The 22819-nt window shown below is 62.5% G+C and carries 24 protein-coding genes and 1 pseudogene; 8 read left to right on the top strand and 17 right to left on the bottom strand.

Annotation, left to right across the window (positions count from 1 at the left end):
* Positions 1-235: 235 nt before the first annotated feature.
* The 6 genes from F2P46_RS06065 to F2P46_RS06040 all read right to left on the bottom strand — a co-directional run bounded on the left by F2P46_RS06065 (position 236) and on the right by F2P46_RS06040 (position 5462).
* Entirely contained in the window at positions 236-1024 is a 789-nt protein-coding gene (locus tag F2P46_RS06065) for a nucleotidyltransferase domain-containing protein (RefSeq protein ID WP_166886182.1), read from the bottom strand.
* A gap of 52 nt (positions 1025-1076) precedes the next feature.
* The gene (locus tag F2P46_RS06060) at positions 1077-2096 is read right to left on the bottom strand and encodes an alpha/beta fold hydrolase (protein ID WP_166886180.1); all 1020 of its coding nucleotides are present in this window, start codon (positions 2094-2096) and stop codon (positions 1077-1079) included.
* A 608-nt stretch (positions 2097-2704) separates the two neighbouring features.
* Positions 2705-3115 carry a KGG domain-containing protein gene (locus tag F2P46_RS06055; RefSeq protein ID WP_166886178.1) on the bottom strand — a complete coding sequence of 137 codons (411 nt, stop codon included), beginning with the start codon at positions 3113-3115 and terminating at the stop codon, positions 2705-2707.
* A 111-nt stretch (positions 3116-3226) separates the two neighbouring features.
* Positions 3227-3781 (bottom strand): hemerythrin domain-containing protein, encoded by a 555-nt coding sequence (locus tag F2P46_RS06050; protein ID WP_166886177.1) that lies wholly within the window; start codon positions 3779-3781, stop codon positions 3227-3229.
* 33 nt (positions 3782-3814) lie between these two features.
* Positions 3815-4210, bottom strand: coding sequence for a phasin family protein (locus F2P46_RS06045; RefSeq protein WP_166886175.1), 396 nt, complete (start codon positions 4208-4210; stop codon positions 3815-3817).
* Between the two features lie 220 nt (positions 4211-4430).
* A complete protein-coding gene (locus tag F2P46_RS06040) occupies positions 4431-5462 on the bottom strand; it encodes an NADP-dependent oxidoreductase (RefSeq protein WP_166886173.1) in 1032 nt (343 codons plus the stop codon).
* Between the two features lie 139 nt (positions 5463-5601).
* Between F2P46_RS06040 and purU the strand changes: the two genes are divergently transcribed.
* Both purU and F2P46_RS06030 read left to right on the top strand, forming a co-directional pair.
* Positions 5602-6471 (top strand): formyltetrahydrofolate deformylase, encoded by an 870-nt coding sequence (purU, locus tag F2P46_RS06035; RefSeq protein ID WP_166886171.1) that lies wholly within the window; start codon positions 5602-5604, stop codon positions 6469-6471.
* 41 nt (positions 6472-6512) lie between these two features.
* Positions 6513-7055 (top strand): YaeQ family protein, encoded by a 543-nt coding sequence (locus F2P46_RS06030; protein ID WP_166882436.1) that lies wholly within the window; start codon positions 6513-6515, stop codon positions 7053-7055.
* Positions 7056-7154: 99 nt separating this feature from the next.
* Here the strand turns inward: F2P46_RS06030 and F2P46_RS37515 are convergent, their stop codons facing one another.
* From F2P46_RS37515 to F2P46_RS06015, 3 genes are read right to left on the bottom strand one after another with little or no spacing between them, the layout of a single operon-like run.
* A complete protein-coding gene (locus F2P46_RS37515) occupies positions 7155-7910 on the bottom strand; it encodes a PEP-CTERM sorting domain-containing protein (protein ID WP_229509100.1) in 756 nt (251 codons plus the stop codon).
* A 34-nt stretch (positions 7911-7944) separates the two neighbouring features.
* Positions 7945-8727 (bottom strand): PEP-CTERM sorting domain-containing protein, encoded by a 783-nt coding sequence (locus F2P46_RS06020; RefSeq protein ID WP_166886169.1) that lies wholly within the window; start codon positions 8725-8727, stop codon positions 7945-7947.
* Between the two features lie 48 nt (positions 8728-8775).
* Complete coding sequence (locus tag F2P46_RS06015) at positions 8776-9537, bottom strand: PEP-CTERM sorting domain-containing protein (RefSeq protein WP_166886168.1); 762 nt, start codon at positions 9535-9537, stop codon at positions 8776-8778.
* 225 nt (positions 9538-9762) lie between these two features.
* On the opposite strand from F2P46_RS06015, the gene F2P46_RS06010 reads away from it, so the two are divergent.
* The 4 genes from F2P46_RS06010 to F2P46_RS05995 all read left to right on the top strand — a co-directional run bounded on the left by F2P46_RS06010 (position 9763) and on the right by F2P46_RS05995 (position 13485).
* Positions 9763-10137 (top strand): DUF2946 domain-containing protein, encoded by a 375-nt coding sequence (locus F2P46_RS06010; protein ID WP_166886166.1) that lies wholly within the window; start codon positions 9763-9765, stop codon positions 10135-10137.
* A 104-nt stretch (positions 10138-10241) separates the two neighbouring features.
* Positions 10242-10703: a copper chaperone PCu(A)C gene (locus tag F2P46_RS06005; protein ID WP_166886164.1), complete on the top strand. Its 462-nt coding sequence runs from the start codon at positions 10242-10244 to the stop codon at positions 10701-10703.
* Between the two features lie 31 nt (positions 10704-10734).
* Entirely contained in the window at positions 10735-11196 is a 462-nt protein-coding gene (locus F2P46_RS06000; RefSeq protein ID WP_166886163.1) for a YcnI family protein, read from the top strand.
* Between the two features lie 9 nt (positions 11197-11205).
* Positions 11206-13485, top strand: coding sequence for a TonB-dependent receptor (locus tag F2P46_RS05995; protein WP_229509098.1), 2280 nt, complete (start codon positions 11206-11208; stop codon positions 13483-13485).
* Between the two features lie 3 nt (positions 13486-13488).
* Here F2P46_RS05995 and F2P46_RS05990 read toward each other — a convergent pair whose 3' ends face one another.
* The 3 genes from F2P46_RS05990 to F2P46_RS05980 all read right to left on the bottom strand — a co-directional run bounded on the left by F2P46_RS05990 (position 13489) and on the right by F2P46_RS05980 (position 15858).
* Positions 13489-14265, bottom strand: coding sequence for a head GIN domain-containing protein (locus F2P46_RS05990; RefSeq protein ID WP_166886161.1), 777 nt, complete (start codon positions 14263-14265; stop codon positions 13489-13491).
* Positions 14266-14381: 116 nt separating this feature from the next.
* A complete protein-coding gene (locus F2P46_RS05985; protein ID WP_166886159.1) occupies positions 14382-15272 on the bottom strand; it encodes an alpha/beta fold hydrolase in 891 nt (296 codons plus the stop codon).
* On the bottom strand, positions 15265-15858 hold the full coding sequence (locus F2P46_RS05980) for a TetR/AcrR family transcriptional regulator (RefSeq protein ID WP_166886157.1): 594 nt from the start codon (positions 15856-15858) through the stop codon (positions 15265-15267). The genes F2P46_RS05985 and F2P46_RS05980 overlap by 8 nt, the downstream gene beginning before the upstream one ends.
* Before the next feature lie 124 nt (positions 15859-15982).
* Here F2P46_RS05980 and F2P46_RS05975 point away from each other — a divergent pair, with 124 nt between their 5' ends.
* Positions 15983-16621 carry an SAM-dependent methyltransferase gene (locus F2P46_RS05975; RefSeq protein WP_166886155.1) on the top strand — a complete coding sequence of 213 codons (639 nt, stop codon included), beginning with the start codon at positions 15983-15985 and terminating at the stop codon, positions 16619-16621.
* Positions 16622-16923: 302 nt separating this feature from the next.
* Here F2P46_RS05975 and F2P46_RS05970 read toward each other — a convergent pair whose 3' ends face one another.
* The 3 genes and pseudogenes from F2P46_RS05970 to F2P46_RS05960 form a co-directional block, all read right to left on the bottom strand.
* On the bottom strand, positions 16924-17883 hold the full coding sequence (locus F2P46_RS05970; protein WP_166886153.1) for an IS1595 family transposase: 960 nt from the start codon (positions 17881-17883) through the stop codon (positions 16924-16926).
* 575 nt (positions 17884-18458) lie between these two features.
* Positions 18459-18821 carry a hypothetical protein gene (locus F2P46_RS05965; protein WP_166886152.1) on the bottom strand — a complete coding sequence of 121 codons (363 nt, stop codon included), beginning with the start codon at positions 18819-18821 and terminating at the stop codon, positions 18459-18461.
* 668 nt (positions 18822-19489) lie between these two features.
* Positions 19490-19668 (bottom strand): annotated as a pseudogene (locus tag F2P46_RS05960) (DUF932 domain-containing protein); the annotation flags it as partial.
* A gap of 316 nt (positions 19669-19984) precedes the next feature.
* Here F2P46_RS05960 and F2P46_RS05955 point away from each other — a divergent pair.
* Positions 19985-21196 carry a chemotaxis protein CheB gene (locus F2P46_RS05955; protein WP_208296519.1) on the top strand — a complete coding sequence of 404 codons (1212 nt, stop codon included), beginning with the start codon at positions 19985-19987 and terminating at the stop codon, positions 21194-21196.
* A 21-nt stretch (positions 21197-21217) separates the two neighbouring features.
* Here F2P46_RS05955 and F2P46_RS05950 read toward each other — a convergent pair whose 3' ends face one another.
* Both F2P46_RS05950 and F2P46_RS05945 read right to left on the bottom strand, forming a co-directional pair.
* Positions 21218-22000 (bottom strand): 2,3-dihydro-2,3-dihydroxybenzoate dehydrogenase, encoded by a 783-nt coding sequence (locus F2P46_RS05950; protein ID WP_166886150.1) that lies wholly within the window; start codon positions 21998-22000, stop codon positions 21218-21220.
* Between the two features lie 36 nt (positions 22001-22036).
* Positions 22037-22819 (bottom strand): ABC transporter ATP-binding protein, encoded by a 783-nt coding sequence (locus tag F2P46_RS05945; RefSeq protein WP_368737881.1) that lies wholly within the window; start codon positions 22817-22819, stop codon positions 22037-22039.

The following is a 22819-nucleotide window of genomic DNA, read 5'->3' as shown; positions in this document are numbered from 1 at the left end:
GGTGTCAGGTCTGACATTCGGACACGAACTGGACAGGCAAGCGGGTGTATGTCCGGTTGGCTGATGCTTAATGTAACAAGTTATAAAGGATGAGGTCGTGTCCGAATGTCAGACCTGACACCGGCGCGGACACCGGCGCGCGGAGGCACCGGCAAAAGGATGGGGTCGTGTCCGAATGTCAGACCTGACACCGGCAGGCGAATGTCAGACCTGACACCGGCAGGGAGGGCCGGATTTATTCCTGGTGTTCGCGCAAGACTGCGTGGAACAGGGCGTTCAAGGCGGGCAGGGGCCGGGCACGCGGCGCCGGCAATGGTTGCACCGACTTCAGCCGGGCCAGCTCCTGTTCGATAAACTCATTGAGCAAGGCGATCGGCTCGGACAGGCCCAGTTCGGGCGCGGCGCGTTTTTGCACCAGCAGCGCGTCAATCCGCGCCAGCAAATCCGGGCGATGATCGAGCAAATGCAGCAGTTTGTGGAATTCGATCGGCGCCGCCGTGCCATAACGCTCGATCCAATGCACCGACAGCAGCGCGCGCAGTACATAAAAATACTTTTTGAGCGGGACCAGCGCGGCGCGCAAATGGTCGCCGTAATTGGTCTTGGCCATGCTGCGATAGTGATAAATCCCGCGCTCGGACGAATACAGGGCCGGCAGCAATTCCCGCGCCCCGGCGCCAAAGCCGCCGCTCTCGATATACGTGATCGGCGACTGGATCCACTCCACCATCGCCGGATTGGTTTTCCAGAGCAGGCGCAGGGCCTTGCGCAGGTCCCAGCCATTGAGGTCGATGTCGTCGACGATCGGATATTCGATCACGTCGCGCCGTTCTTCCAGATCGACGGCCAGATACCAGTCGGCCGCGCGCGCATAAATGAAACGCACATCGTAATCGCTGTTGGGCGACGCAAAACCCCAGGCGCGGCTGCCCGATTCAATCGCCAGGATAATGCGCACGCCTTCCTCGCGCTCGGTGCGCGCCAGGCGCGTCATTATCTCGGTCCTAACCTCGTCTGGGATCATGCTGGTTCCTTGTGTTGCGCAGGCGCAGGCGACCTGCCTGCCCGGTCCGGCATTATGGCTTGATTTGCGCGAGCAGGTCGGAGATCGCCTTGATCACCGCCTGCGGCTGGTCGGCCTGGATAATGTGGCCGGCGCCCGGCACCACCCGGTGCGTACTGCGCGTGGAGAGCGCCGCCATCTCTTGGTGGATCGCGTAGTTTTCCTTTTCCGTTGCCTTGTTCAGCTCACTTTGCGGCTTGCCGGGAATGGCGTACGGTGACACGCCACGCGTCAGTACCATCAGCGGCAGGTCGCCGAACGGCTTGCGCGCCGCGCGCAACTGGGCGTTGCTGACTTCGAATGCGTCTTCCTCGGCATTGCGCGCGCGCCAGTAAGCTGGCGAGGTGAGCGAGGCGAGGTAGGCTGCATTGAGGGCGCGGCCGAATTGCGGCTGGACGCCACCCGTGCAGTTGGTGAACAGCTCGCTGCCGGGAACGAAGCCTTTTGCGGCCTGGGCCTCGCAGGCGTTGGCGTACGCGAGGCTTCCCGCCATCATTTCCTTGAACTTGCCTTTCGAGACGACATTGATGCGGTCGATTTCATCTTCATGGTGGCCTTCGACCAGCACCAGTCCTTTGACTTCATCGGGATAGCGGTAGGTGAACAATTGCACGTTGGCGCCGCCCAGCGAGTTGCCGACCAGGACGTAAGGCGGCGCGACGCCAGCCTTGCCCAGGGCGGCATGCAAGTCTTCCACCACGTTGGCCGAAGTGTTCGGGCGCGGCGACGGGTCGCTGAAGCCCATGCCGGCGCGGTCGAAGACGCAGGCGCGCGTCTGCTTCGCCACCTCCGGCTGCACGTTGTGCCAGACCCAGCCTCCCATGCCGGACGGCGCGTCGAAGATGACCGTGTTCGCTCCAGATCCGCTGCAGTACAGGTTCAGGCGTCGCCCGCCGATATCGACCAGTTGATTGGGGTGGGAAAACGCGAGCCCGGTATCGACTGTGGAGGGTGCCTGGGCATAGCTGGAAGCGGCGCAGACTGCGGCGATGGCGATGGCGGTCACGGACAAACGCAAGGCGAAACGTGGCATGGCAAACGTCTTTCTATGTGGATGGGGATGCCGTTGGATGCGGCTTCCAGAGTTGCATATTAGATTATTTGTTATTTCTTGAGGAGATGCGGGGGTGAACTAATTTGAAAGCGCGCCTTACTGACGTTGGCGCGCTTGCCATATGCATGTGCGTGAGGAATGCGTCGGGGATGGTGCGAACCGGTGCGTATATGCACGCGATCGCAGCGGGAGATTCTATGCGCCAAGGCGGTGCGCCAAGGCGGCGCGCCAAGGTGCCGGGCGATGCACGCGATGGTGGCGCGGTGTCGCCGATCTGCATATGCATGCAGGTGCCTCATTGAACATCACGCCGTGCCGACCACATGTCGCTGCGTCTGAAACGTACGCGCACAATCAACCGGCGGTGATCTGGCCGGCACTGCCGTTGAAAAGCGGATCGTTACTATGGCGCGTCAAGGAGCGACAGCGGGAACGACAGCGCAGGTCCGTCGCTGGCCGCCCTGCCTGGACCATCAGCGGCGTTCCTTGCGGGCGGCACCGGCACGGCACGCGATGCCACCCAGGCTCCACGCCATTTGCGCAGGCGCGGGCCGGTGACGTCCGCATGCCGGCAGCGCCACCGGACCTTAATCCGCCGCCTTGTCCTTGGGCTTTTCCTTGCTGCCCTGGCGCGCTCCCTTGGCGGCGCCGGCGCCATCGCCATTGCCATTTCCGGCGGCGGCGGCGGCAGCGCGCGCGGCCGATTGCCGGCTCTCGCCACCCTTGCGGCCGATGTCGGCCATGTGCTCGCGGTTGCGGCTGACCGCTTCACCGCCTTTTTGCCCGGCCCGCCGCGCTTCTTCGGAATCGAATTCGTGCGCCGTGCCCTTTTGGTGGGCGGCCTGGCCACCCTTGCTGGCAATCTCGCGCTGTTGATTCTGGTCCATCGCCGCGAAGCCGCGCTTGGCCGGACCGCTGCCGCTGCCGCTCCCGCTCTTTTGCGCATTGCCGCTGGACGTACTGTTCTTGTTGCCTCCACTTTCCTTGCTTGTCGCCATGTCGTTCTCCTTGTGTTTAGATATCGGAACCCCGCTCTCGTGCGTTACCGGGCTTCTGGGTTAGAGAAGTGCTCAATTCAATAGTTCCCTTGCGATGCCGCGGCGCGGTTCTTAATCGGGTGGACGCGGGGTGCGGCGTGCGTTGTTATGCGGTTCTGTCGCGTCGATCGGCGCCGGCGGCGCTGTCAGGTCCTCGTCCAGTTCCTCTTTGCGCGCGGCCAGACGTTCGCCCAGGTCGTCAAGGTCGATGCCCGATTCGAGCGCGACATCGAACATTTCTCGTTCTTCCTTGTCGATGTGGTGGGCCATTTCCTCGCCCAGCACCGTGACCGTGGCGTCGAAATGGTCGTCGTTCGGATACATCACTTCGAGCTGGCTGATCAGGTCGCGCATGCCGCTGTGCTCGACTTCGGCTTCGTCCATCAGGTCGTCGTCATCGATGACCGAGCGCAGCATGGGATAGAAAATCTCTTCCTCGATCATCGAGTGCAAGGTCAGTTCGTAGCAGATCTCGTCGACCAGCTCGAACTTGCGTTCGTCCTCATCGTCGCTTTCGCGCAGAGTTTCAAATTCGAGAAAAAGGCTTTTGACCTTTTCATGGTCGGCTTTCAGCAATTCGAGCGCGTCGATCGCCGCGCCGCTTTTTGGCTTACCGTGGGTAGACATGGGTACACTCCGTGGTGGGCTGTTTGCCGGTCATTACTCCGGCTGGTGGTGGGGTGCCTGCTGGCTGTCCCGCCCGGCCGCGCTGTCGGTGGCCGGGCGGAACTGCACCTGCGGCGCCCCGGCGCCGCGCGCCAGGTCGAGCCGGGCGCCGGACAGCACGTCGCCAAGCTGCCGCTGGTAGCTGCGCAAGTGGTCGAGGGCCGGCTCCGCCGCGCGCGCCGTGACCGCCGCCAGCTGGAACGGATCGTTGCACGACACCAGCGCGCGCGTTGCGTTGATGGCATCGTCATTAAGTTGCCGCGCGAGTTGCAGATTGAGCTCGCTCAGCCTGCGTAGCGCATCAACACCCGCGCGCGCCAGCTCGGTGAGAAAATGGACCTGCGTCTCGAATGGCGAGCGCATCGATGGTCTGTTTGAATAGGATGGCATGACGTTCCTTGTCGTAAAACATGGGGAAGGACGCCGTCGCGTTCAGGCGAACGTGCGTCGTAGTGACATGTGATAGACGTGACAAGGCGCGCCAAAGTTCCACGAACTTTGTGCGAAGGCGCGTTAGGTCAAGCGGGAAGGGAGTAAAAGGGCCGCCGCGAACGGGCGGCCCGATGCTTCAGGGCAGTTGTCAAGCGGGAAACAGGGCAAGGCGCGTGGCTTACGCGTCCGCGACTTTGAGCACGAGCTTGCCGAAGTTCTTGCCTTCGAACAGCATTAACAGCGCTTCCGGGAAATTCTCAAGGCCGTCGACCACGTCTTCGCGGCTTTTGAACGTGCCTTCCTGCATCCACTTGGCCATGGCGGCCACGCCCAGGTGATAGCGGTCGGCGTAGTCGAACACGACGATGCCTTCCATGCGCGCACGGTTCACCAGCAAGGACAGGTAGTTGGCCGGCCCCTTGACCGGGGTGGTGTTGTTGTACTGCGAGATGGCGCCGCAGATGACGATGCGCGCGCGCAGGTTGATGCGCGTGAGCACGGTGTCGAGGATTTCGCCGCCAACGTTGTCGAAGTAGACGTCCACGCCGTTCGGGCAATGTTCTTTCAGGCCATCCTTGACGGCGCTGTTCTTGTAGTCGATGCAGGCATCGAAGCCCAGTTCATTGACCACGAAATCGCATTTTTCCTTGCCGCCGGCAATGCCGACCACGCGGCAACCGAGCTGCTTGGCGACCTGGCCGACCGTCATGCCGACCGCGCCCGCCGCGCCCGACACCACCACCGTTTCGCCGGCTTTCGGCTGGCCCGATTCGATCAGGCCGAAGTAGCCGGTCATGCCCGGCATGCCGAGCGTGTTGAGCCAGGTGGTCAGCGGCGCCATGGCCGGGAAGATCTTGTAGAAGTTGCCCGACTTGTCATCGGCCGCGCCGACCCAGTACTGCTGCACGCCGGTGCCGCCGGAGACGGTGTCGCCGAGCGCGAACTTGTCCGACTTCGAGGCCACGATCACGCCCACGCCGCCGGCGCGCATGGTTTCGCCGATGGCCACCGGGCGGATGTAGGACTTGCCTTCGTTCATCCAGCCGCGCATGGCCGGATCGAGCGACAGGTACAGGACCTTGACCACGATCTCGCCCTCGTTGATCTCTCGCACCGGTTCGCTTAACTGCTCCCAGTCGCTGCGTTTCGGCATCCCGACAGGGCGGGCGGCGAGGCGGAACTGCTGGTTCATCAGTGCGGTAGTCGTCATGGCGAGTCCTTGTGTGAAGTGGTGATTTATCTACTATACCGCAATTCTGCACGGGCGTGCTTTTTTGTAATGGCACGATTTTCCCTGACGCATGCGACAATACAAGGTTCGCAGTTCCCACGCCAATCACCACAAGACCATGACGCATCCAGAATACATATTGACCCTGTCCTGCCTCGATCAGCGCGGCATTGTGCACCGTGTTTCGGGCTTTCTCGCCGAGCATTGCTGCAACATCATCGATTCGGCCCAGTTCGGCGATGCCGAATCGAAGCTGTTTTTCATGCGCGTCCATTTTGCGCTGGAGGAAGGCGTGGTCGGCGACGCCGTGCTGCGCGCCGATTTTGAGGCCCTGTGCACGCAGATGGGCATGAACGGCCAGTTGCACGACGCCCGCGCCAAGCCGCGCGTGATGCTGATGGTCTCGAAAATCGGGCATTGCCTGAACGACTTGCTGTTCCGCTACAAGAGCGGCCTGCTGCCGGTGGAAATTCCGGCCATTGTCTCGAACCACATGGATTTTTACCAGTTGGCGGCCAGCTACAACATTCCTTTCCACCACTTGCCGCTGGCCACCGGCGCGGATGCGGCGGCCAAGCAGGCGCAGGAAGCGCGCGTGCTCGACCTGATGCACACGCACAAGATCGACCTGGTGGTGCTGGCGCGTTACATGCAGATCCTGTCGCCGGGCTTGTGCGAGGCGATGCGCGGCAAGGCGATCAATATCCACCATTCGTTTTTGCCGAGTTTCAAAGGCGCCAAACCGTATGCGCAGGCGCATCACCGCGGCGTGAAGCTGATCGGCGCGACCGCGCACTTCGTCACGGGCGACCTCGATGAAGGCCCGATCATCGAGCAGGATGTCGAGCGGGTCGATCACGCGATGGATGCCGACACCCTCAGCGCGATCGGGCGCGACGTCGAATGCGTGGTGCTGGCGCGCGCGGTGAAATGGTTTGTGGAGCACCGCATTTTGCAAAATGGCGACAAGACTGTCGTGTTCAAATAAATTGAAGAAGTCAAACACAGAAGTTAAAGGCAGGCGTATCAATGGCACTTAAAGCGACAATTTACAAGGCAGAGCTGCAGATTGCGGACATGGACCGCAATTACTACCAGGAGCACATCCTGACGCTGGCGCGGCATCCTTCCGAAACCGACGAGCGGATGATGATCCGCCTGCTCGCGTTTGCGATCCACGCGAGCGAATCGCTGACCTTCACCAAGGGCCTGTTCGATACCGACGAACCGGACCTGTGGCAAAAAGACCTGACCGGCGCGATCGAACTGTGGATCGAGGTTGGGCAGCCCGACGAAAAGCGCCTGATGAAAGCGTGCGGCCGCAGCGAACGCGTGATCGTGTACAGCTACAGCGCGACCAGCCATATCTGGTACAAGCAGATCGCGAACAAACTCGAACGGGCCAAGAACCTGACCGTGATTAACATCCCGGCCGACGCCAGCGCGCAGTTGGAAGCACTGGCGCAGCGCAATATGCAGCTGCAATGCACGATCCAGGATGGCCAGATCTACCTGACCGACAGCGTGAACACGGTGTTGATCGAGCGCGAGGATTTCAAGGCGCTGCGTTAAACCGGCGCGGCGCAACTCCGGCACGTAGCGATCCTCGTGCGGCAAGCGCTAGCAGCCTGTCCCGGCCCTGTCGCCGGCGCAAGGCGGGAACGCCGTCGGTCAGGCATTTCGGTTTTTCTGCCCGGCGCGTGTGCGGCGCCGTGCCACGCCCGCCAGCAGCGCCAGTCCCGCCAGGGTCATCGCATACGTGTGCGGTTCCGGCACCGCCTGGGTGTACACCGTCAGCAGCAGCGGGTTCTTGAGCCCGATCTCGGCCGCCGAGTATGCGCGCGAGGGCCACCATTTCCCCGGCTCGTACCAGGTGGCCGGCGACGAGGAGCCGGACGAGTAGCCGTCGAACGAAAAATAGAACGATCCCGTCTTGTCCAGCGCCCCGCTGTCGATCCTGAAATCGCTATGCCCGTTCAGGTTTGACACCGAATGACTGCCGGATGCAAACTTGGCGCCTCCCGGGGTGTCGCTGGCATACGCCCACGCGGCGGCGTCGCTGTTGGCGCTCCCGGGTTCGCCCGAGCCATTCGGCGATTGGCCCACATAATGGGTGCCGTAAAAGCCGCCGTTCACGCTGTAGCCGGTGACACGGTAGCCCTCGCGTGCGCTCAGCTGGAAAATGCTGCCGTAGTCCTGGTAGTACGTCGTCATGTTTGGATAGCTCATGCGGTCGACGGCGTTGACCAGCGAAAAAGTCGCGGCCCCGTCCACATCCGACACCAGGTACTCGCCACGCGGCGAATAGAACGAGTCGAACGTCAGGCTCCCGGTTTCGATATGGACCTGGGCAAAGGCGGCGTGCGGCGCGAGGACGGCGGCGCAAGCGATGGCGGTGACGGCGATACGACGGGCGTAAGTGAACATGGGTTTTCCTCTATAAGTATGGTCGATGGGGGTTTTACGCGAAACTGGTGTTCACGCCTGCGCGCGCTGGCCGCCTGCGCCGTCGCACCACCCCGGCCAGCAGCGCCAGTCCGGTCAGGGTCAGCGCGAACGCGTGCGGCTCGGGAACCGCAAGCGCCTCGGTGTACACCGTCAGCAGCAGCGGGTCCTTCAGCTCCATAACCGCGCTCGAGAAGCTGTAGTGGTTTCGCGGGCCCGTGTCGGGGTCGAACGTGGTCCAGATGGCCGGCGATGCCGAGCCGTACGCGTAGCCCTCGAAGGTGACATCGAACGCCCCGGTCTGATCGAGCACGCCGCTGGCGAAGGTGAAGTCGCCCACTCCCTGCAAATTGCTGGCCTCGTAACTGCCCGACGCCAGATACGCCCCGCTGGCGGCATCCTGCGCCATGGTCCAGGCGTTGGCGATCGACTCGGCGCCGCCGGGGCGTCCCGATCCGTCCGGCGAGCGCCCGATGCGCAGGTCGCCGACAAAGCCACCGGACAAGGTGTAGCCGGTGACCTTGTAGCCCGCCCGCGCGCTCAAATGGAACATGCCGCTGTACGTGTGGTTGTAGTACAAGGTGTTCTGGTAGCGCAAATTGTCGACCGCGTTGACCAGCGAAAAAGTGGCCGCCCCGTTCGCGTCCGACACCAGCGTCTCGGGCCGCTGCGACCAGCCGGTGTCGAACGTCAGGCTGCTCGTTTCGATATGGACCACGTCGGCGAGCGCGAACCGGGGAGCGAGCAGGGCGGCGACGGCGATGGCGCTGACGGCGATATGCCGGACGCAGGTGAACATGGTTGATCCTTGATCGGAATGGTTGATGGGGAAAGTGCCCGGGCCGGTCTATGCCTGCGCGCGCGCAGGGCGCCTGCGCCGGCGCACCACCCCGGCCAGCAGCGCCAGTCCGGTCAGGGTCAGCGCGAACGTGTGCGGCTCCGGCACCGCAACCGCAAGCGCCTCGGTATAGACTGTCAGCAGCAGCGGGTCCTTCAGCCCGACTTCCGCGCGCGAGAAATCGTAGTGGTTGACCGCGCCGATCTCGGGTTCGTACGTGGTCCAGATCGCAGGCGACGCCTGGCCGTAGGCGTAGCCGTCGAAGGAGATGTTGAACGCCCCGGTACGATTGAGCACGCCGCTGTGAAAACTGAAGTCGGCATTGCCCTGGAGGTTGGCGCCCCACCAGCCATGCTGCACCAGCGTTTCGCCCGTGACCGCATCCTGCGCGCGGCTCATGACGCCGGCGCTGGTGTCGGCCCCGCCGGGACGTCCGAACCCGTCGGGCGAACGCCCCACATAGACAGTGCCGAACAAGCCGCCGGACAGCGTGTAGCCGGTGACCTTGTAACCGTTGCGCGCGCTCAGCTGAAACACGCCGGCGTAGTCGTTGAAGTAATTGAATTGAAACGGGAAGCGCAGGGAGCTGACCGCGTTGACCAGCGAAAAGGTGGCGGCCCCGTTCACGTCCGACACCAGCGTCTCCGCCTGCGGCGACCAGCTGGTGTCGAAGGTGAGGCCGCTCGTTTCGATATGGACCACGTTCGCGTACGCGCACTGCGAAGCGAACAAGGCGGCTGTGATGGCGATGTGCCGGGCGGACAAGGTCATGGTCATTCCTTCGGAGTGGGCGTCCCGTACTGGGCGCAGGCTGGGCGTCTTCAAATAGTACGTCAAGCGCCAAGGAAAAATTATCTTTTTTGTAACTGTTGTTTTATAATCAAAACGCCAAATGCCGCACGGCACCTAGTCCTTTTGCCGCCGGAGGTATCGCCCCGAACGCAGCATCGCTGCGATATAATTCACCCCATGAATATGAAGTCGACAAAGTGGCGCTTGCAAATCTGGATCGCGTGTCTCGCGATCCTGATGAACGTGCTCGCGCCGTCGGTTTCGCACGCGCTGGCGGCCGTTCGCGCCGATGCTCCCGGCGCCGATATCTGCTTCACCGATGCCGGCATGCGCGCCGCGCCCGCCGTCGAGGCCATCGGCTTCGTCGCCGACCAGCTCAAGCACTCCGAAGCGGGCATGATGCAGGATTGCGGCTACTGCCTTCCGCACGCCGGCAGTTACTCGCTGATGCCGAACCAGATCACGGGCATGGCCATCCTCGGTGGTCACGAGCTGCGCCCGTTCCTGTTCTACCGCGCGCCGCAGCCGCTGCTCGCGCTCACCGCCGCCCCGCCGCGCGGCCCGCCTTCCGTTCCCTGATAGTGCTTGCGGCGCCGCGCGCGCCGCACCCTCGCGACCTCGCGCGCCTGCCCGGCAGGCCCGCGTCCGGACCCGCGTCTCCAGACCTATTACAGAGAACCATCATGAAAAAGAATATGTATGCGCTGATCGCCTTGTGCGCGCTCGCCTCGTCCGCCTTCGCCCAGATTCAAGTCGACGCCCCGTGGGCACGCGCCACGGTGCCGGTCCAGAAAACCAGCGGCGCCTTCATGCAACTGCTGTCGGCCAAGGATGTGCGCCTTGTCGCCGCCAGCTCGCCGGTGGCCGGCGCCGTCGAAATGCACAAAATGGAGATGAAGGGCGACCAGATGAAAATGGAGCAGGTCGACGGCATCAACCTCCCCGCCGGCAAAGCGGTCAAGCTGGCCTCGGGCGGCTACCACTTCATGCTGATCGACCTGAAACGCCAGCTCAAGGCGGGCGACGCCGTGCCGCTCACGCTGACCGTCGAACACCCGAACAAGAAACGCGAATCGATAACCATCCAGGTTCCCGTCAAGCCGCTGAACTTTGTCAGCCAACCCGGTGCGCACGCCGGCCACTGAACTTGATACGCTACCCAACCTGGACCCCATCATGAACATTCGCCTTCTCTTCGCCTGCGCAGCCCTGGCCGCGCCGCTCGCGCACGCCCACGTGACGCTCGAACAAACCAGCGCCAACGCCGGCGCTTACCAAAAACTGACCTTCCGTGTCGGCCACGGTTGCAAGGGCAGCCCGACCCATACGCTCGTCGTAACCCTGCCCGACGGCTTCAATGGCGCCAAGCCGATGCCCAAAACCAGCTGGGCCTTGAGCGGCACGGCCAACCAGGTCACCTGGAAAGGCGGCTCGTTGCTCGATGCGCATTACGACGAATTCGTCATGCAGGTCAAGCTGCCCGCCAGCGTCGGCAAGCATTACTTCAAGGTCACGCAGCTGTGCGACCAGGGCCGCATGGACTGGGACGCGGTTCCCGACGCCAGCGGCGCGAAGCTGGCCTCGCCCGCACCGTTTATCGAGATTACCCCCGCCGTCGCCGGCGCACCGCACCACTAAAGGCTCGCCATGAAAACGTTTATGACCAGCGCGCCGGCGCTGGGGATCCTGCTCGCCTGTATCTCCACCGTGGCGCAGGCGACGCACACCCCCGACAAACTGCCGGTGGTGACCGTCAACGGCGGCCGTCCCAGCTCCTTGCCGACCCAGATTCCGACCACGATCGAGAGTATCAGCGGCGCCCAGGTGGAACAGCGCATCAACGCCACCGACAGCGAAGACGCGCTCAAATACTTCCCCAGCCTGAATGTGCGCAAGCGCTACATCGGCGACTACGACCACGCGGTGCTGGCCAGCCGCGCGTCCGGCACCGGCAACAGCGCGCGTTCGCTGGTGTACGCCGACGGCATCCTGCTCTCTAACCTGCTCGGCAACGGCGCCACCTTCACCCCGCGCTGGGGCATGGTCTCGCCCGAGGAAATCGAGCGCGTCGATGTGCTGTACGGTCCATTTTCGGCTGCCTATCCGGGTAATTCGGCCGGCGCCGTGGTCGACTTCCAGACCCGCATGCCGACCCGCCTGGAAGCGCACGCGAAGCTGTCCGCCTTCAGCCAGCGCTATCGCCAGTACGGGACCGACGACCGCTTCGGCGGAGGGCAGGGCAGCGCCTCGGTGGGCAACCGCCAGGGCGCGTGGTCGTGGTGGGTCGATGTGTCGCGCCTCGACAGCCGCGGCCAGCCGATCGCGTTCGCCAACAAGCTGGTGTCAAGCGGCGTGAGTAGCGCGGCCGGGCTGCCGGTCACCGGCGCCGTGGCGGACAAGAATTCTGCCAACAAGGATTGGCTGATCATCGGCGCCAGCGGCCAGTCGCACACGGTGCAGGACCACGCCAAGATCAAGCTGGCCTACGACGTATCGCCGGTGCTGCGCGCCAGCTACACGCTGGGATGGTGGGGCAACGACGCCCACCGCGCCGCCGACACCTACCTGCGCGACGCCAACGGCGCGAAGGTAGTCCGTGGCGACGCCAACGGTTTCATCAACATGGGCGGCAAGCGCTATGAGCTCAAGGCGTCCGACCTGGCGCCCACCATCGGCAAGCTCGAACACCTGATGCACGGCTTCTCGCTCAAGCAGCACAGCAAGGGCGTGTGGGACTGGGAAGTGGCGGCCAGCAAATACGACTACGCCAGGGATATGGTGCGGTCGCCCGTCGTGCCGGTCGCCGGCATCGGCCAGTCCGGGCGCGGCAACGTGACCGACATGGGCGGCAGCGGCTGGACCACCCTGGCGCTCAAGGGCATCTGGCGCCCGATTGCGGCCCACGTTGTCGACATGGGCGTGCAGAGCGACAGCGCGGCCCTGCGCACGCGCGTGTTTTCAAGCAGCGACTGGATCGGCGCGGGCGACGGCGCCACCGTCTCCACCTTCAATGGCAACACGCGCCTGCAAAGCCTGTACGCGCAGGACACCTGGCGCTTTGCGCCGCAGTGGAAGACCACGCTCGGCATGCGCGCGGAGCGCTGGAGCGCGTACGGCGGCGAAGTGTCGAACGCCGCCTCGGTGGCGCCGCTGCCGTTCGGCGAGCGCACGGAAACGAGTTGGTCGCCGAAAGCGGCGCTGGCCTGGCAGGCCACGGACGAGTGGGCGTTGAAGGCCTCGGCCGGGCGCGCGGTGCGCAATCCGACCGCGGCGGAACTGTTCCAGGGATCGATCGTCGACCAGCAGATCGTCAACCGCGATCCGAACCTGCGCGCCGAGCGCTCCTGGACGGGCGAGCTGACCGCCGAACGGGTGACCAGCGACACGTCGCTGCGCGCCACCCTGTTCCACGAAACCACGCGCGACGCCTTGTACTCGCAACCGTTGACCAACCTGGTGAACACGGTGCAAAACGTCGACAAGATTCGCACCAACGGGCTGGAAATGGCATGGCAGGGCGACGACGTGCTGGTGCACGGCCTGACCATCAACAGCAGCCTGACCTACGCCGATTCAACCATCGCGCAGAACTGCGGCTTTGCGGCCAGCGTCGGCAAACGCCAGCCGCGCGTGCCGCAGTGGCGCGCCAACCTGCTGACCACTTACCACCTGGGGCGGGACTGGGTCGGCAGCGTGGGCGTGCGCTACAGCGGCAAGCAATACGGCACGCTGGATAACACCGATCCGAACGGCGCCACCTACATGGGCGTATCCGACTATCTGGTGGCCGACCTGCGGGTGCGCTACAAGATCAACAAGCAGTGGAGCGCGGCGCTCGGGATCGACAACGTGAACAATGCGCGCTACTGGGCCTTCCACCCGTACACCCAGCGCACGGCGGTGGCGGAGTTGCGTTTCGATCTGTAAGGGTCAGCGCGGCGGCGCATCGCCGATGCGGCGGGTGGTGCCGGAACCGGCCACCGACTTGCTCACGGTCGGGTCGCCATAGTATTTGACGCCGCCCGAGCCGGCAATCGAGGCACTCAGGCTGGCGCTGGCCCACACGGTCGCCTCGCCGGAGCCGGCCACGTTGATTTTTGCGTCGCGCGCCTTGACCTTGCCCAGGTCGACGTCGCCCGAGCCGCCGATTGAAATCGACGCCTTGTTCAGCGTTCCGGGGCCGCTCGAGAGGCTGCCGCTGCCGCCGACCGCGATGACGGCGTTGTCCGCTTCGATGCCCTTGACGACGATGCTGCCCGATCCGCCGACGGTGATGGTGACCTTGTCGCCGCGCAGGGCGTCGGCATCGATGCTGCCGGCGCCGCCGATCGACAGGTGATCGACGTTTTTGGCCTGCACCACGATCTTGATGTTGCGCGACTGCAGATTCAGCTTGCGTTTGTTGGGGCGCAGCAGCAGCGTGCCGTCTTCGATCACCGCTTCGATCAGGGGCAGCAGGTTGTCGTCGGCTTCGATGGTGACGCCTTCGGTGCCTCCGATGCGCACTTCCACCTTCGCCGGCAGGCTCACGCCCACGCCGGTGAAGTGGCCCAGCGCGCGCGCCTGGCGCTTGACGATGGTGCTGCCCTGGACTTTTTCGCCCCCGAACCAGCCGCCGGCCGCCTGGCTGGCGGGCAGCGCGCAGGCCAGAACGGCGGCAAGGGCAAGGTGGCGCAGGGCGAAACGGGCTGTCGGTGCTTGGGTCATGGCGCTTCCTCTATATGGATGATCGGACGGTGTTCCTGATCAGCATAATAGGTAAGCCGGCGGCGCGCGGCGTGTCGTTTGCGACAGACTGCGGCGCGCGCCGGACAGGCTGCAATTTAGCGCGATGGAGCGGCCGGGCCAGTCCGTCCGTGCTGTTCCAGCCAGCCGAGCGCCCCTTCCCACAAGGGCTGGCAGTGGGCCTTGAAGTAGCCCATGTGGCCGATCGGCCCCAAGCCGGCCTGGCGCGGGTCGATGTCGGTCGACTGCCAGCCGGCGTTGCGATAAGCCGACATGAAGGCGTTGCGCGAGGGCGGGCGCGCCCACAGGTCGTCGAGCGCGTTGCAGGCCATGATCGGGCTGCGCACGCTCTCGTACGAGGCGGCGATGTGGGTCATCCGCGGATCCTGGAAAAAATAGCGCGGAAAGGTGCACCAGCGCTTCCACTGGCGGTACACATCGAGCGGCAGGTCTTCGCCCATGCCCATCCAGTTCCAGGCCAGGTAGCCCTTGATGCGCACGATGACCGGGCCGACCACGCGCCACATCAGCAGCACGCGCAGGCGTTCCATCGGCGGCATCCAGCCATGCCAGCCGGCGCCGGTGGCGAAGGTGTACAGGCCATCCACCTTGTCGTGGTTGGGCAAGAGGCCAAAGGCGTGGCCGCCGTAGGAGTGCCCCACCATATACAAGGGCAGTCCGGGCGCGCTCATGGCGTCGACGGCGGCGGCCAGGTCCTGGCGGCCCCAGTCCAGGTAATCCATGCGAAAGCCCTTGAGCGAGGCCGGCTTGGACAGGCCGATGCCGCGATAATCGAGCGTCATCACGTTGTAGCCGCAACTGCTGGCGTACAGGGCGAAGCGCCGGTAGAAGCCCTGCGGCACACCGTTGGCGCCGGCCACCACCAGGTGACCGCGCGTTGCCCCGGCGGCCGGGTAGCGCAGCGCCGCGATCGGGTAGCCGTCGGCGGTTCTCAAGGTCAGCGATTCGGCTTCGACAGGCTTACTCATGATCGGGCTCCTTGGGGCGCTGCAGTTTCAGATAGGTGAGCAGGGCGGCGCTGACCAGCGCCATCGGTTCCGGCGTGCCGGCCACGCGCGCTTGCAGCAGGCCGCCTTCGTAGGCGGCCAGCAGCAGGGCCGCCGTGGCGTGGGCGCTGGCCGCTTCGTAACCGGCGTTGACCAGGCCCGTGGCAATCCGGTCGCGCACCGCCGCGAAGCCCCTGGCCAGCGCCGCGCGGATCGCCACGTCGTCGGCAGTGGTTTCGAGCGCGATGGTGGCCAGCGGGCAGCCGCGTTCGTAGTGGCTGGCGTCGAGCCGCTTCTGGGCGCCGTTAATCCAGATCATCAGCGCCGCGCCCGGATCGCCGCTGGCGGCCATGCTCGCTTCCATGCTGTCGCACAGGCGCGCAATGGTGAGTTCGATGGCGGCCACCGCCAGTTCGGTCTTGCCGCCTGGGAAATGATGGTAGAGCACGCCTTTGGGCGCGTCGGCGGCGGCCAGCAGTTCGGTCAGGCCGCTGCCGTGCAGGCCACGGCGTTGCAGGGCGTCAATCATGGCGCCGATGAGGCGCTGTTTGGCATCGCTTGTTTTCATGCAGTCAATCCTATAGACCGATCGGTCCAGACGCAACAAATATTTCTCGGGGGTAGAGGAGGGGCTCTAAATGGGCCGGCAGGCGGTATCATGTGGCATTGCAATGCATTTTCACTGGAACCACATGCTGATCATCACCATCAAACAGGGCAAGGAAAAGAGCCTGCTCGCCGGCGAGCCCTGGATTTACGCCTCCGCCATCGAGAAAGTCGACGGCAAGCCGAACGAAAAAATGAAGGCCGGCGGCACCGCCATCGTGCAGTCGTCGTCGACCAAATTTTTGGCGCGCGCCGCCTACAATTCCAAGTCGCAGATCCGCGCGCGGGTGTGGACTTTCGACGAAGGCGAGCCGGTCGACCATGCGCTGATCAAACGGCGCGTAAAAGCGGCGCTGGCAAAAAGCGCGGCGGCGGCGAAGAAGGCGCGCCCGGACCAGGTGGTCAAGCTGGTCAACGCCGAGGCGGATAACTTGCCGGGTTTGCTGGTGGAGCAGTACGGCGGCAAAGACGGTTATCTGATCTGTGAATTCCAGGCGGCCGGCGTGGACGCGTGGAAGGTGCCGATCGTGCAGACCCTGATCGCCGAAACCGGTTGCCGCAATGTCTACGAGCGCGCCGATGAACTGGTGCGCAAGGGCGAAGGCTTGGCGTTCGTGGAAGGCGCGCTGGCCGGCGATGAGCCGCCCGATGAAGTGCCGGTGACCGAGAATGGCGTCAAGTTCGCGCTCGATTTGAAGACGGGCGAGCGTTACAAGTTCCGCTGAGCGCTGCTGGCTCGGGAAAGCATGCTCAAGTCGCATTCATGAATTTTTCAGGCATTCCAATCGCTGACGTCGTGCTCGCTAATTGGGCCGGCTTGCGTGCCGGCCTCCAGCTATTGGAAACATCGGTGCTCGCCTACCGTCACACAGTGTGGGTTATTCCCAGGTCAAGCCCCCGTTCACATATGCTCCAGCCAACAGCGGTCACATCGCGAGCTCCGCACGTGAACGACTGCTTAAATGCTTAAATGCTTAAATGCCAAATTAACACGGGATGAATCAGAAAACGTCAAAACAATAGGTGATTAGCGCTGATCTTCAGCTAACCGACACCACGCTTCGGTTCGGTTGCCCGTGGCGACAGCAGCGTACAAGAGGCGCGTCAAGATGGTCGACAAATCGAAGCGCCGGTTAAATCGATACTGAGCCTCGGCCAAATAGAGAAAACCATATTTATCGAAATTGAAAGCATGGTAGGTTCCGCCGGTGGCGGTTTTCAGGTTACTCAGAACGGTATTTATCCACCTGAAACAAGGCATTGCGCTGCTCTTGCGGGCAGTGCCCACGACCGATGGCTCATGCTTTGCACCGGCCGCCTGCACTGCCGTGAAGCAGTTCAAACCATCGGAGACGACGATACTCGCTGCTGCCAGATGTTTCAATGCCCATTGCGCCACATCGGCTTTTCCGAACGTTTTCACCCTGGAGAATATGGCATATACCGGATGGCCTTCCGGCGAGATTTGCACCGCCGCGATGAATGGCACCTTATTTTCCGACCCGCGCCCCCGTTTCCCACCGGGGTGTGCACCACCAAAGTAGGCGTCATCGGCCTCTACATGGCCCACCAGCTGGCGTTCGGACTCGCGCTCGGCCATCACCTCCAGTATCTTGTGTTTAAGGCGCCAAGCGGTTCGATAGCAGACACCGAGGAGGCGCATCAACTCCAGCGCCGCCACATTGTTCTTCGCTTGCGTGAGGAAGTACATCGCTTGGAACCATTTCGTGAGAGGCAATTTACTCGAGTGGAAAATGGTCCCGCTCGTGAGGGTCGTCTGGTACCGGCAAGCCTGGCACTGGAACGTTTTTGCCTTACCATGCCAAACCACGTAATGCTCGTTGCGAGCGCACATGGGGCAGACGAATCCGTCGCGCCATCGAATCTTTTCCAGTGCCGCTTCGCACTGCGCTTGCGTCCCGTAGAGCTCCATGAATTGCGTCACACTCATGCCCGCCTGAAACTGGACCCGATTCATCGTTGCCATAATCTTCTCCCGCCTGCGCCACCACGGACGCATATGCAAAGTTGGACACGTAACGGCGACCGAAGTTCAGTTATGCTGAAGATCAGCGCTAATCACCAAACAATTTCCGGGAGCGTACCGTCACGGGTGTCCAAGTATCAGAGCAGTTGCATATACGCTTAACGTTTGCATTCCGGGACTGCCTAAGGCAGCCCGCTGGAATGATGAGTTAGAGCTCATTTAGACTTGGCAATTTAGGAAGCTTTGGCAGCCCAGGCGAATCCTTTAGATCAATGCTCACTTGGCCGTTTTCATTTGTCTTAATTACGAATTGATCAGGATGCAGCGCAATAACTTTTGCAAATGATTCTGAGACACATAGCGTCTCCATCCTGGAGTTCGCAAGAACCGCATTCCCGTCAACTGCTATTACGGGCTGTTGATGCTCAAGTCCTCCGCTGTTAACACGAACCCCGATAACACCGGAGTTTGAGGTAACAACGGAACCATGCAAGGGAACACTAAATTTTCCACACGGTGGCTCAGTGGCGCATGCTGAAAATAAGGTCACTATCGTCACGCCCAATGCACAAGAACTACTTGGCCGATAGTTCATAGGAGCCATCCGATTTAAGCTTGAATACCCAGCGCTCAGGACTGGCGGCTATTGATTTGACAATCGCCTCATTTAGACAGGCCGTTTTCATAGACCGAGAAATAGAAGCATTAACCTCCGCAGTAGCCTTGATGGGAATGACTTTTTCATCGACAACATCAAGCTTGAAGCCACCATCCGGCGTCTCAATCTTCGCCGAGGCATTTCCATCCGATTTGTCTTCACCTATTCCATTCAGAGCAGATGATCCGGGAGGACAAGTCTGCGGTTGCGTCATACTTTGGCAACCGCAGGCTAATGCGACTATTGCGGTCAAGAGACTGATTTTTGTGAAAACGTTCATAGTTAAACCTTTCAAGAAAAGTTTGAAATACGACTTCGCGGAGGGTACTCGAACGATACGTGACAGATAACTAGCTGCCGAACGCGCAGCTTGAAGAAGTCCAGTTGACTGCATTGTTGGACAAATAGCCGTTCATTTCAAACGAACCCAGCAAGTACCGAAACCACATCACCTAAGCAGCAAAGAATAAAGAGCCGACCCAAGTTCGTGCACTGCGCGTCCCACTGCCAAAACGGCGACCATCACCACAGGAGGTAAACCGCGCGGGTAAAAGCATCATCGAATCTACGCAACCCGATTTGCCGCCAGCTGAAGCGCCAAGTTCTGAGCTACCGATGTAAAGTGGCCGCTATATGGACGTTTCAAAAACGTTAACATGCCAGATAAGGACAATTTGATCAAGACCAAAGTGGAGCTTTCGGCCTGAAGTGAACATAAAGACCTGATGACAGCCACGTCATGCCACCAATCAACAAAGTTGCTCGATCAGGTGCGCTGGCGCATTCGCACGATAAGTTACAACATTCAACCCGAGGAGGCTTTTGTCGCTGGAATGTGTCGCTTCAGCCGTTTCCCGACAGGAGACCGTCCCGCGTCGTACTGCTGAGTTATAGCATCGTTAAAATCCCGGCCGATGTCGGCCGGGCCCATGATGCAAGTGTGAGAGGTCAGACAATCATCATAAGTGCTTGCTCAAGTGCCATTTCCTTCAATGAAGCCCCTGTCCGAACCACGCGGATTCCAAACGATGATCGTTACTACGTGCGCGCCGCTCATAGTCGACAAACTCCTTTACTGCGTTGAGCAGGCCAAAGGCCGTCCCCTTTGCCGACGCGAGCTCGGGGCCACCTGGCTTAGTGCGCTGTCAAATATCAAACCCACTGGCTATGAAGCAATGCGTTCCTACACCGATAGACAGTCTGAATATGCAGCAATAGTAGACCTGCTTTGGAATAAATTTGAGCTCGAAAAGTAGACCGCAGCAGAGTTGCGCATGAAGGAAACCGCAATGTGCAAACAGCGAGGACAAGGTGGCCTGACTGACGCGGAGTTCACCCGCCACATCGAGCGGATTCCCTGACCTATTCCTGCGGAGGGTTTTTGAGGCGATGCGCGATGAAGAACCAAGTGGCGACGACAAATATATACACTGGCGCCCAGTCTTGAACGACCTCCGGCATCCGGTGGCGGTAGTAGGTATGCAGCCAGAGCCAAAAGGCGCTACTTTCGACCAGCACCACGACACAGATCATCACCGCGCTCGTGCGCGCCGCCGCCGCGTCATGTATGGCATCATTCCGGGCAGCACCCCTGCATTGGCGATCCATAGGAATTTCATGACGGCACCATCCACCAAAAAGACGGTGAACACCGCTTCTGCGACGAATCGGAGCGACTTTCCGATCATCGTAATCGGTACTTCCGCCGGCGGACAAAGTGCGCTTAGCGTCCTGGTTGCGCAATTGCCGGCGGATTTCCCCGCCGCGATCCTGATCGTCCAACACATGGCGGCGACAAGCTCGAACGAAGCGATGTTGCGCCTGCTCGCCGACAAGGGAAATTTGCCCTGCAAACAAGCGGCACAGCATGGCGTTATCAAGAGCGGTTATATCTATCTGGCGCAGCCGGATCACCATCTGATGATCTCGCAAGGCAAAACCCTGGCAACCAAAGGCGCGCGCGAAAACCGGGCGCGGCCCGCGATCGATCCCCTGTTCCGTTCCGCCGCCGTTGAATTCGGAAATCGGGTCATCGGTGTCATCCTCACCGGCTATCTCGACGATGGTACCTCGGGCATGGAGGTGATCCGGCGCTGCGGCGGAATCTGCGTCGTCCAGGACCCGGCCGACGCCGCCTATCCGGACATGCCGCAAAACGTGCTCAATCATGTCAAGGTCGATCACTGCGTGCCGCTGGCGGAGATGGGGAGCTTGCTGACCCGGCTCGCGCTGAGCGAGCGGGGAGCTCGAATCGCTGTCCCCGCCGATGTCGCAATCGAGGCCAAGATCGCCCAGCGCGTTTTGAGCGACCTGGAATCGGTCGATTTCCTTGGTACCCAGGTGCCCTTCAACTGTCCTGGCTGCGGCGGCGTGTTGTGGCAAATGAAGGTGGGAGAGCATCTGCGCTTCCGTTGCCATACCGGTCATGCGTATACGGTGGCAACGCTGCTGGCGGAGCAGACGGCGAAGATGGAGGAAACCCTGTGGGTGGCCCTGCGCATGTTTGAAGAAAACAAGAACCTGCTCGTCAAAATGGGGACGGAAGGCACCGCCAGCCCATCCTATGCCGAGCGGGTGGAGCAATCGGACATCCATATCCGGCGGATCAAAGCCATGCTGCACTCCAACACGGCCAACACCGATCCTCTTCCGTAGAAGCCCGATCGTCGCTGCACCTTAACCGCCCAGCGTCGCCCCGCCATCGATCCTCAGATCATGCATGGTGATGTGGCGCGCAGCGTCCGACGCCAGGTACAGCACCGCGTCCGCAATATCCTCGGGCGTTGCGATCCGTTTTAGCGGAATCCCCAGCCGGAACGTCTCCAGCGAGCCTTTGATGACGCCTTGCGAGCCATCGGCCCCATTCCATAACTGGCGCTGCATCTCGGTATCGGTCGATCCGGGCGAGACCACATTGCAGCGGATGCCGTACGGCGCCAGTTCCAGTCCCAGGCAGCGCGTGAACTGCGTGGACGCCGCTTTTGATGCCGCATACGCCCCCATCTGCATGCGCGGCACCGTCGACGCATTCGAGGCCACCGTCACGATGGCGCCACGCTTGCGCTCCACCATGCCGGCCGCCACCGCGCGGCACAGGCGGAACACGCCGCCGGCGTTGACCGCAAACGTGCGCTCCCAGTCGTCATCGCTGTAGTCCAGGATGGACCCCATGCGCAGGATGCCGGCCACATTGACCAGTACATCGATCTCGCCCAGCTCGCGCCGCACGCGCGCCACCGCCGCGTTCACGGCCGCGCTGTCGGTCACATCGACCGCCATGCCGATGGCCAGGGCGCCGCTGGCGCGCAAGGTGGCCGCCATGTCTTCCACCGCACCGGCCTTGACATCGATCACCGCCACCGCCGCGCCACCGGCGGCCAGTTGGCGCGCCACGGCCGCGCCGATACCCTGCGCCGCACCGCTGACCAGTGCGACCTTGCCTTCGAATTGATTGCCCATCTTGTTCCTTGTTCGATTAGTGAAAACGAGTGAAAGCTAGTGAAAACGCCTGACCGGCACCACCACCGGCGCACCGTCGCCGGGCGCGGACAGCACGTCCACCGCCAGTTCATACAACTGGCGCACCAGCCCGGGGGTGACCACGTCGCGCGGCGCACCGGCGGCGACAATGCGGCCATCGCGCATGGCCACCAGGGTGTCGGCATAGCGCGCCGCCGCGGCCAGGTCGTGCAGCACGATGACCACCGCGCGGCCATTCGAGGCCAGCGCGCGCACGCGGTCCAGCACATCGACCTGATGCCCCAGATCGAGCATGCTGGTGGGTTCGTCCAGCAGCAAAATCGGCGTCTCCTGCGCCAGGGTCATGGCCAGCCAGCAGCGCTGGCGCTGCCCGCCGGACAGCTGATCGAGCCGGCGCTGCGCCAGCGAGATGACATCGGTGGCCGACATGGCCGCGTTCACCGCCAGTTCATCGTCGCGCGACCACTGGCGGAACATGCCCTGGTGCGGATGGCGACCGAAGCGAACCAGAGCGCTGACGGTAATGCCCTCGGGCGCCTGCGGCGACTGCGGCAGCATCGCCAGGCTGCGCGCGGCTTGTTGCTGGCGCATCTGCCACAGGTCGTGCGCGCCGAGCGTGATGCTGCCTTGCTGCGGCCGATGCAGGCGCGCCATGCAGCGCAGCAGGGTCGATTTGCCGCAGCCGTTCGGGCCGACGATGGCGGTGACCTTGCCCGGCTCGATCGCCAGGTTGATCCCGTGCAGCACCGCGCGTCCCGGATGGCCGGCATGCAGGTCGCGCACAAGTAATTCTGTCAC

It is taken from the genome of Massilia sp. CCM 8734 (assembly GCF_011682155.1).
GTDB classification, from domain to species: Bacteria; Pseudomonadota; Gammaproteobacteria; order Burkholderiales; family Burkholderiaceae_D; genus Telluria_A; species Telluria_A rubra.
Note: the sequence above shows the minus strand (reverse complement) of the source record. Positions and strands in the feature narration are given on the sequence as shown.

What these genes read in the sequence shown, in the direction of transcription:
- F2P46_RS06065 (WP_166886182.1), bottom strand. Translation starts at nt 1,024, where the DNA reads ATGATCCCAGACGAGGTTAGGACCGAGATAATGACGCGCCTGGCGCGC.
- F2P46_RS06060 (WP_166886180.1), bottom strand. Translation starts at nt 2,096, where the DNA reads ATGCCACGTTTCGCCTTGCGTTTGTCCGTGACCGCCATCGCCATCGCC.
- F2P46_RS06055 (WP_166886178.1), bottom strand. Translation starts at nt 3,115, where the DNA reads ATGGCGACAAGCAAGGAAAGTGGAGGCAACAAGAACAGTACGTCCAGC.
- F2P46_RS06050 (WP_166886177.1), bottom strand. Translation starts at nt 3,781, where the DNA reads ATGTCTACCCACGGTAAGCCAAAAAGCGGCGCGGCGATCGACGCGCTC.
- F2P46_RS06045 (WP_166886175.1), bottom strand. Translation starts at nt 4,210, where the DNA reads ATGCCATCCTATTCAAACAGACCATCGATGCGCTCGCCATTCGAGACG.
- F2P46_RS06040 (WP_166886173.1), bottom strand. Translation starts at nt 5,462, where the DNA reads ATGACGACTACCGCACTGATGAACCAGCAGTTCCGCCTCGCCGCCCGC.
- purU (WP_166886171.1), top strand. Translation starts at nt 5,602, where the DNA reads ATGACGCATCCAGAATACATATTGACCCTGTCCTGCCTCGATCAGCGC.
- F2P46_RS06030 (WP_166882436.1), top strand. Translation starts at nt 6,513, where the DNA reads ATGGCACTTAAAGCGACAATTTACAAGGCAGAGCTGCAGATTGCGGAC.
- F2P46_RS37515 (WP_229509100.1), bottom strand. Translation starts at nt 7,910, where the DNA reads ATGTTCACTTACGCCCGTCGTATCGCCGTCACCGCCATCGCTTGCGCC.
- F2P46_RS06020 (WP_166886169.1), bottom strand. Translation starts at nt 8,727, where the DNA reads ATGTTCACCTGCGTCCGGCATATCGCCGTCAGCGCCATCGCCGTCGCC.
- F2P46_RS06015 (WP_166886168.1), bottom strand. Translation starts at nt 9,537, where the DNA reads ATGACCTTGTCCGCCCGGCACATCGCCATCACAGCCGCCTTGTTCGCT.
- F2P46_RS06005 (WP_166886164.1), top strand. Translation starts at nt 10,242, where the DNA reads ATGAAAAAGAATATGTATGCGCTGATCGCCTTGTGCGCGCTCGCCTCG.
- F2P46_RS06000 (WP_166886163.1), top strand. Translation starts at nt 10,735, where the DNA reads ATGAACATTCGCCTTCTCTTCGCCTGCGCAGCCCTGGCCGCGCCGCTC.
- F2P46_RS05995 (WP_229509098.1), top strand. Translation starts at nt 11,206, where the DNA reads ATGAAAACGTTTATGACCAGCGCGCCGGCGCTGGGGATCCTGCTCGCC.
- F2P46_RS05990 (WP_166886161.1), bottom strand. Translation starts at nt 14,265, where the DNA reads ATGACCCAAGCACCGACAGCCCGTTTCGCCCTGCGCCACCTTGCCCTT.
- F2P46_RS05985 (WP_166886159.1), bottom strand. Translation starts at nt 15,272, where the DNA reads ATGAGTAAGCCTGTCGAAGCCGAATCGCTGACCTTGAGAACCGCCGAC.
- F2P46_RS05980 (WP_166886157.1), bottom strand. Translation starts at nt 15,858, where the DNA reads ATGAAAACAAGCGATGCCAAACAGCGCCTCATCGGCGCCATGATTGAC.
- F2P46_RS05975 (WP_166886155.1), top strand. Translation starts at nt 15,983, where the DNA reads ATGCTGATCATCACCATCAAACAGGGCAAGGAAAAGAGCCTGCTCGCC.
- F2P46_RS05970 (WP_166886153.1), bottom strand. Translation starts at nt 17,883, where the DNA reads ATGGCAACGATGAATCGGGTCCAGTTTCAGGCGGGCATGAGTGTGACG.
- F2P46_RS05965 (WP_166886152.1), bottom strand. Translation starts at nt 18,821, where the DNA reads ATGAACGTTTTCACAAAAATCAGTCTCTTGACCGCAATAGTCGCATTA.
- F2P46_RS05950 (WP_166886150.1), bottom strand. Translation starts at nt 22,000, where the DNA reads ATGGGCAATCAATTCGAAGGCAAGGTCGCACTGGTCAGCGGTGCGGCG.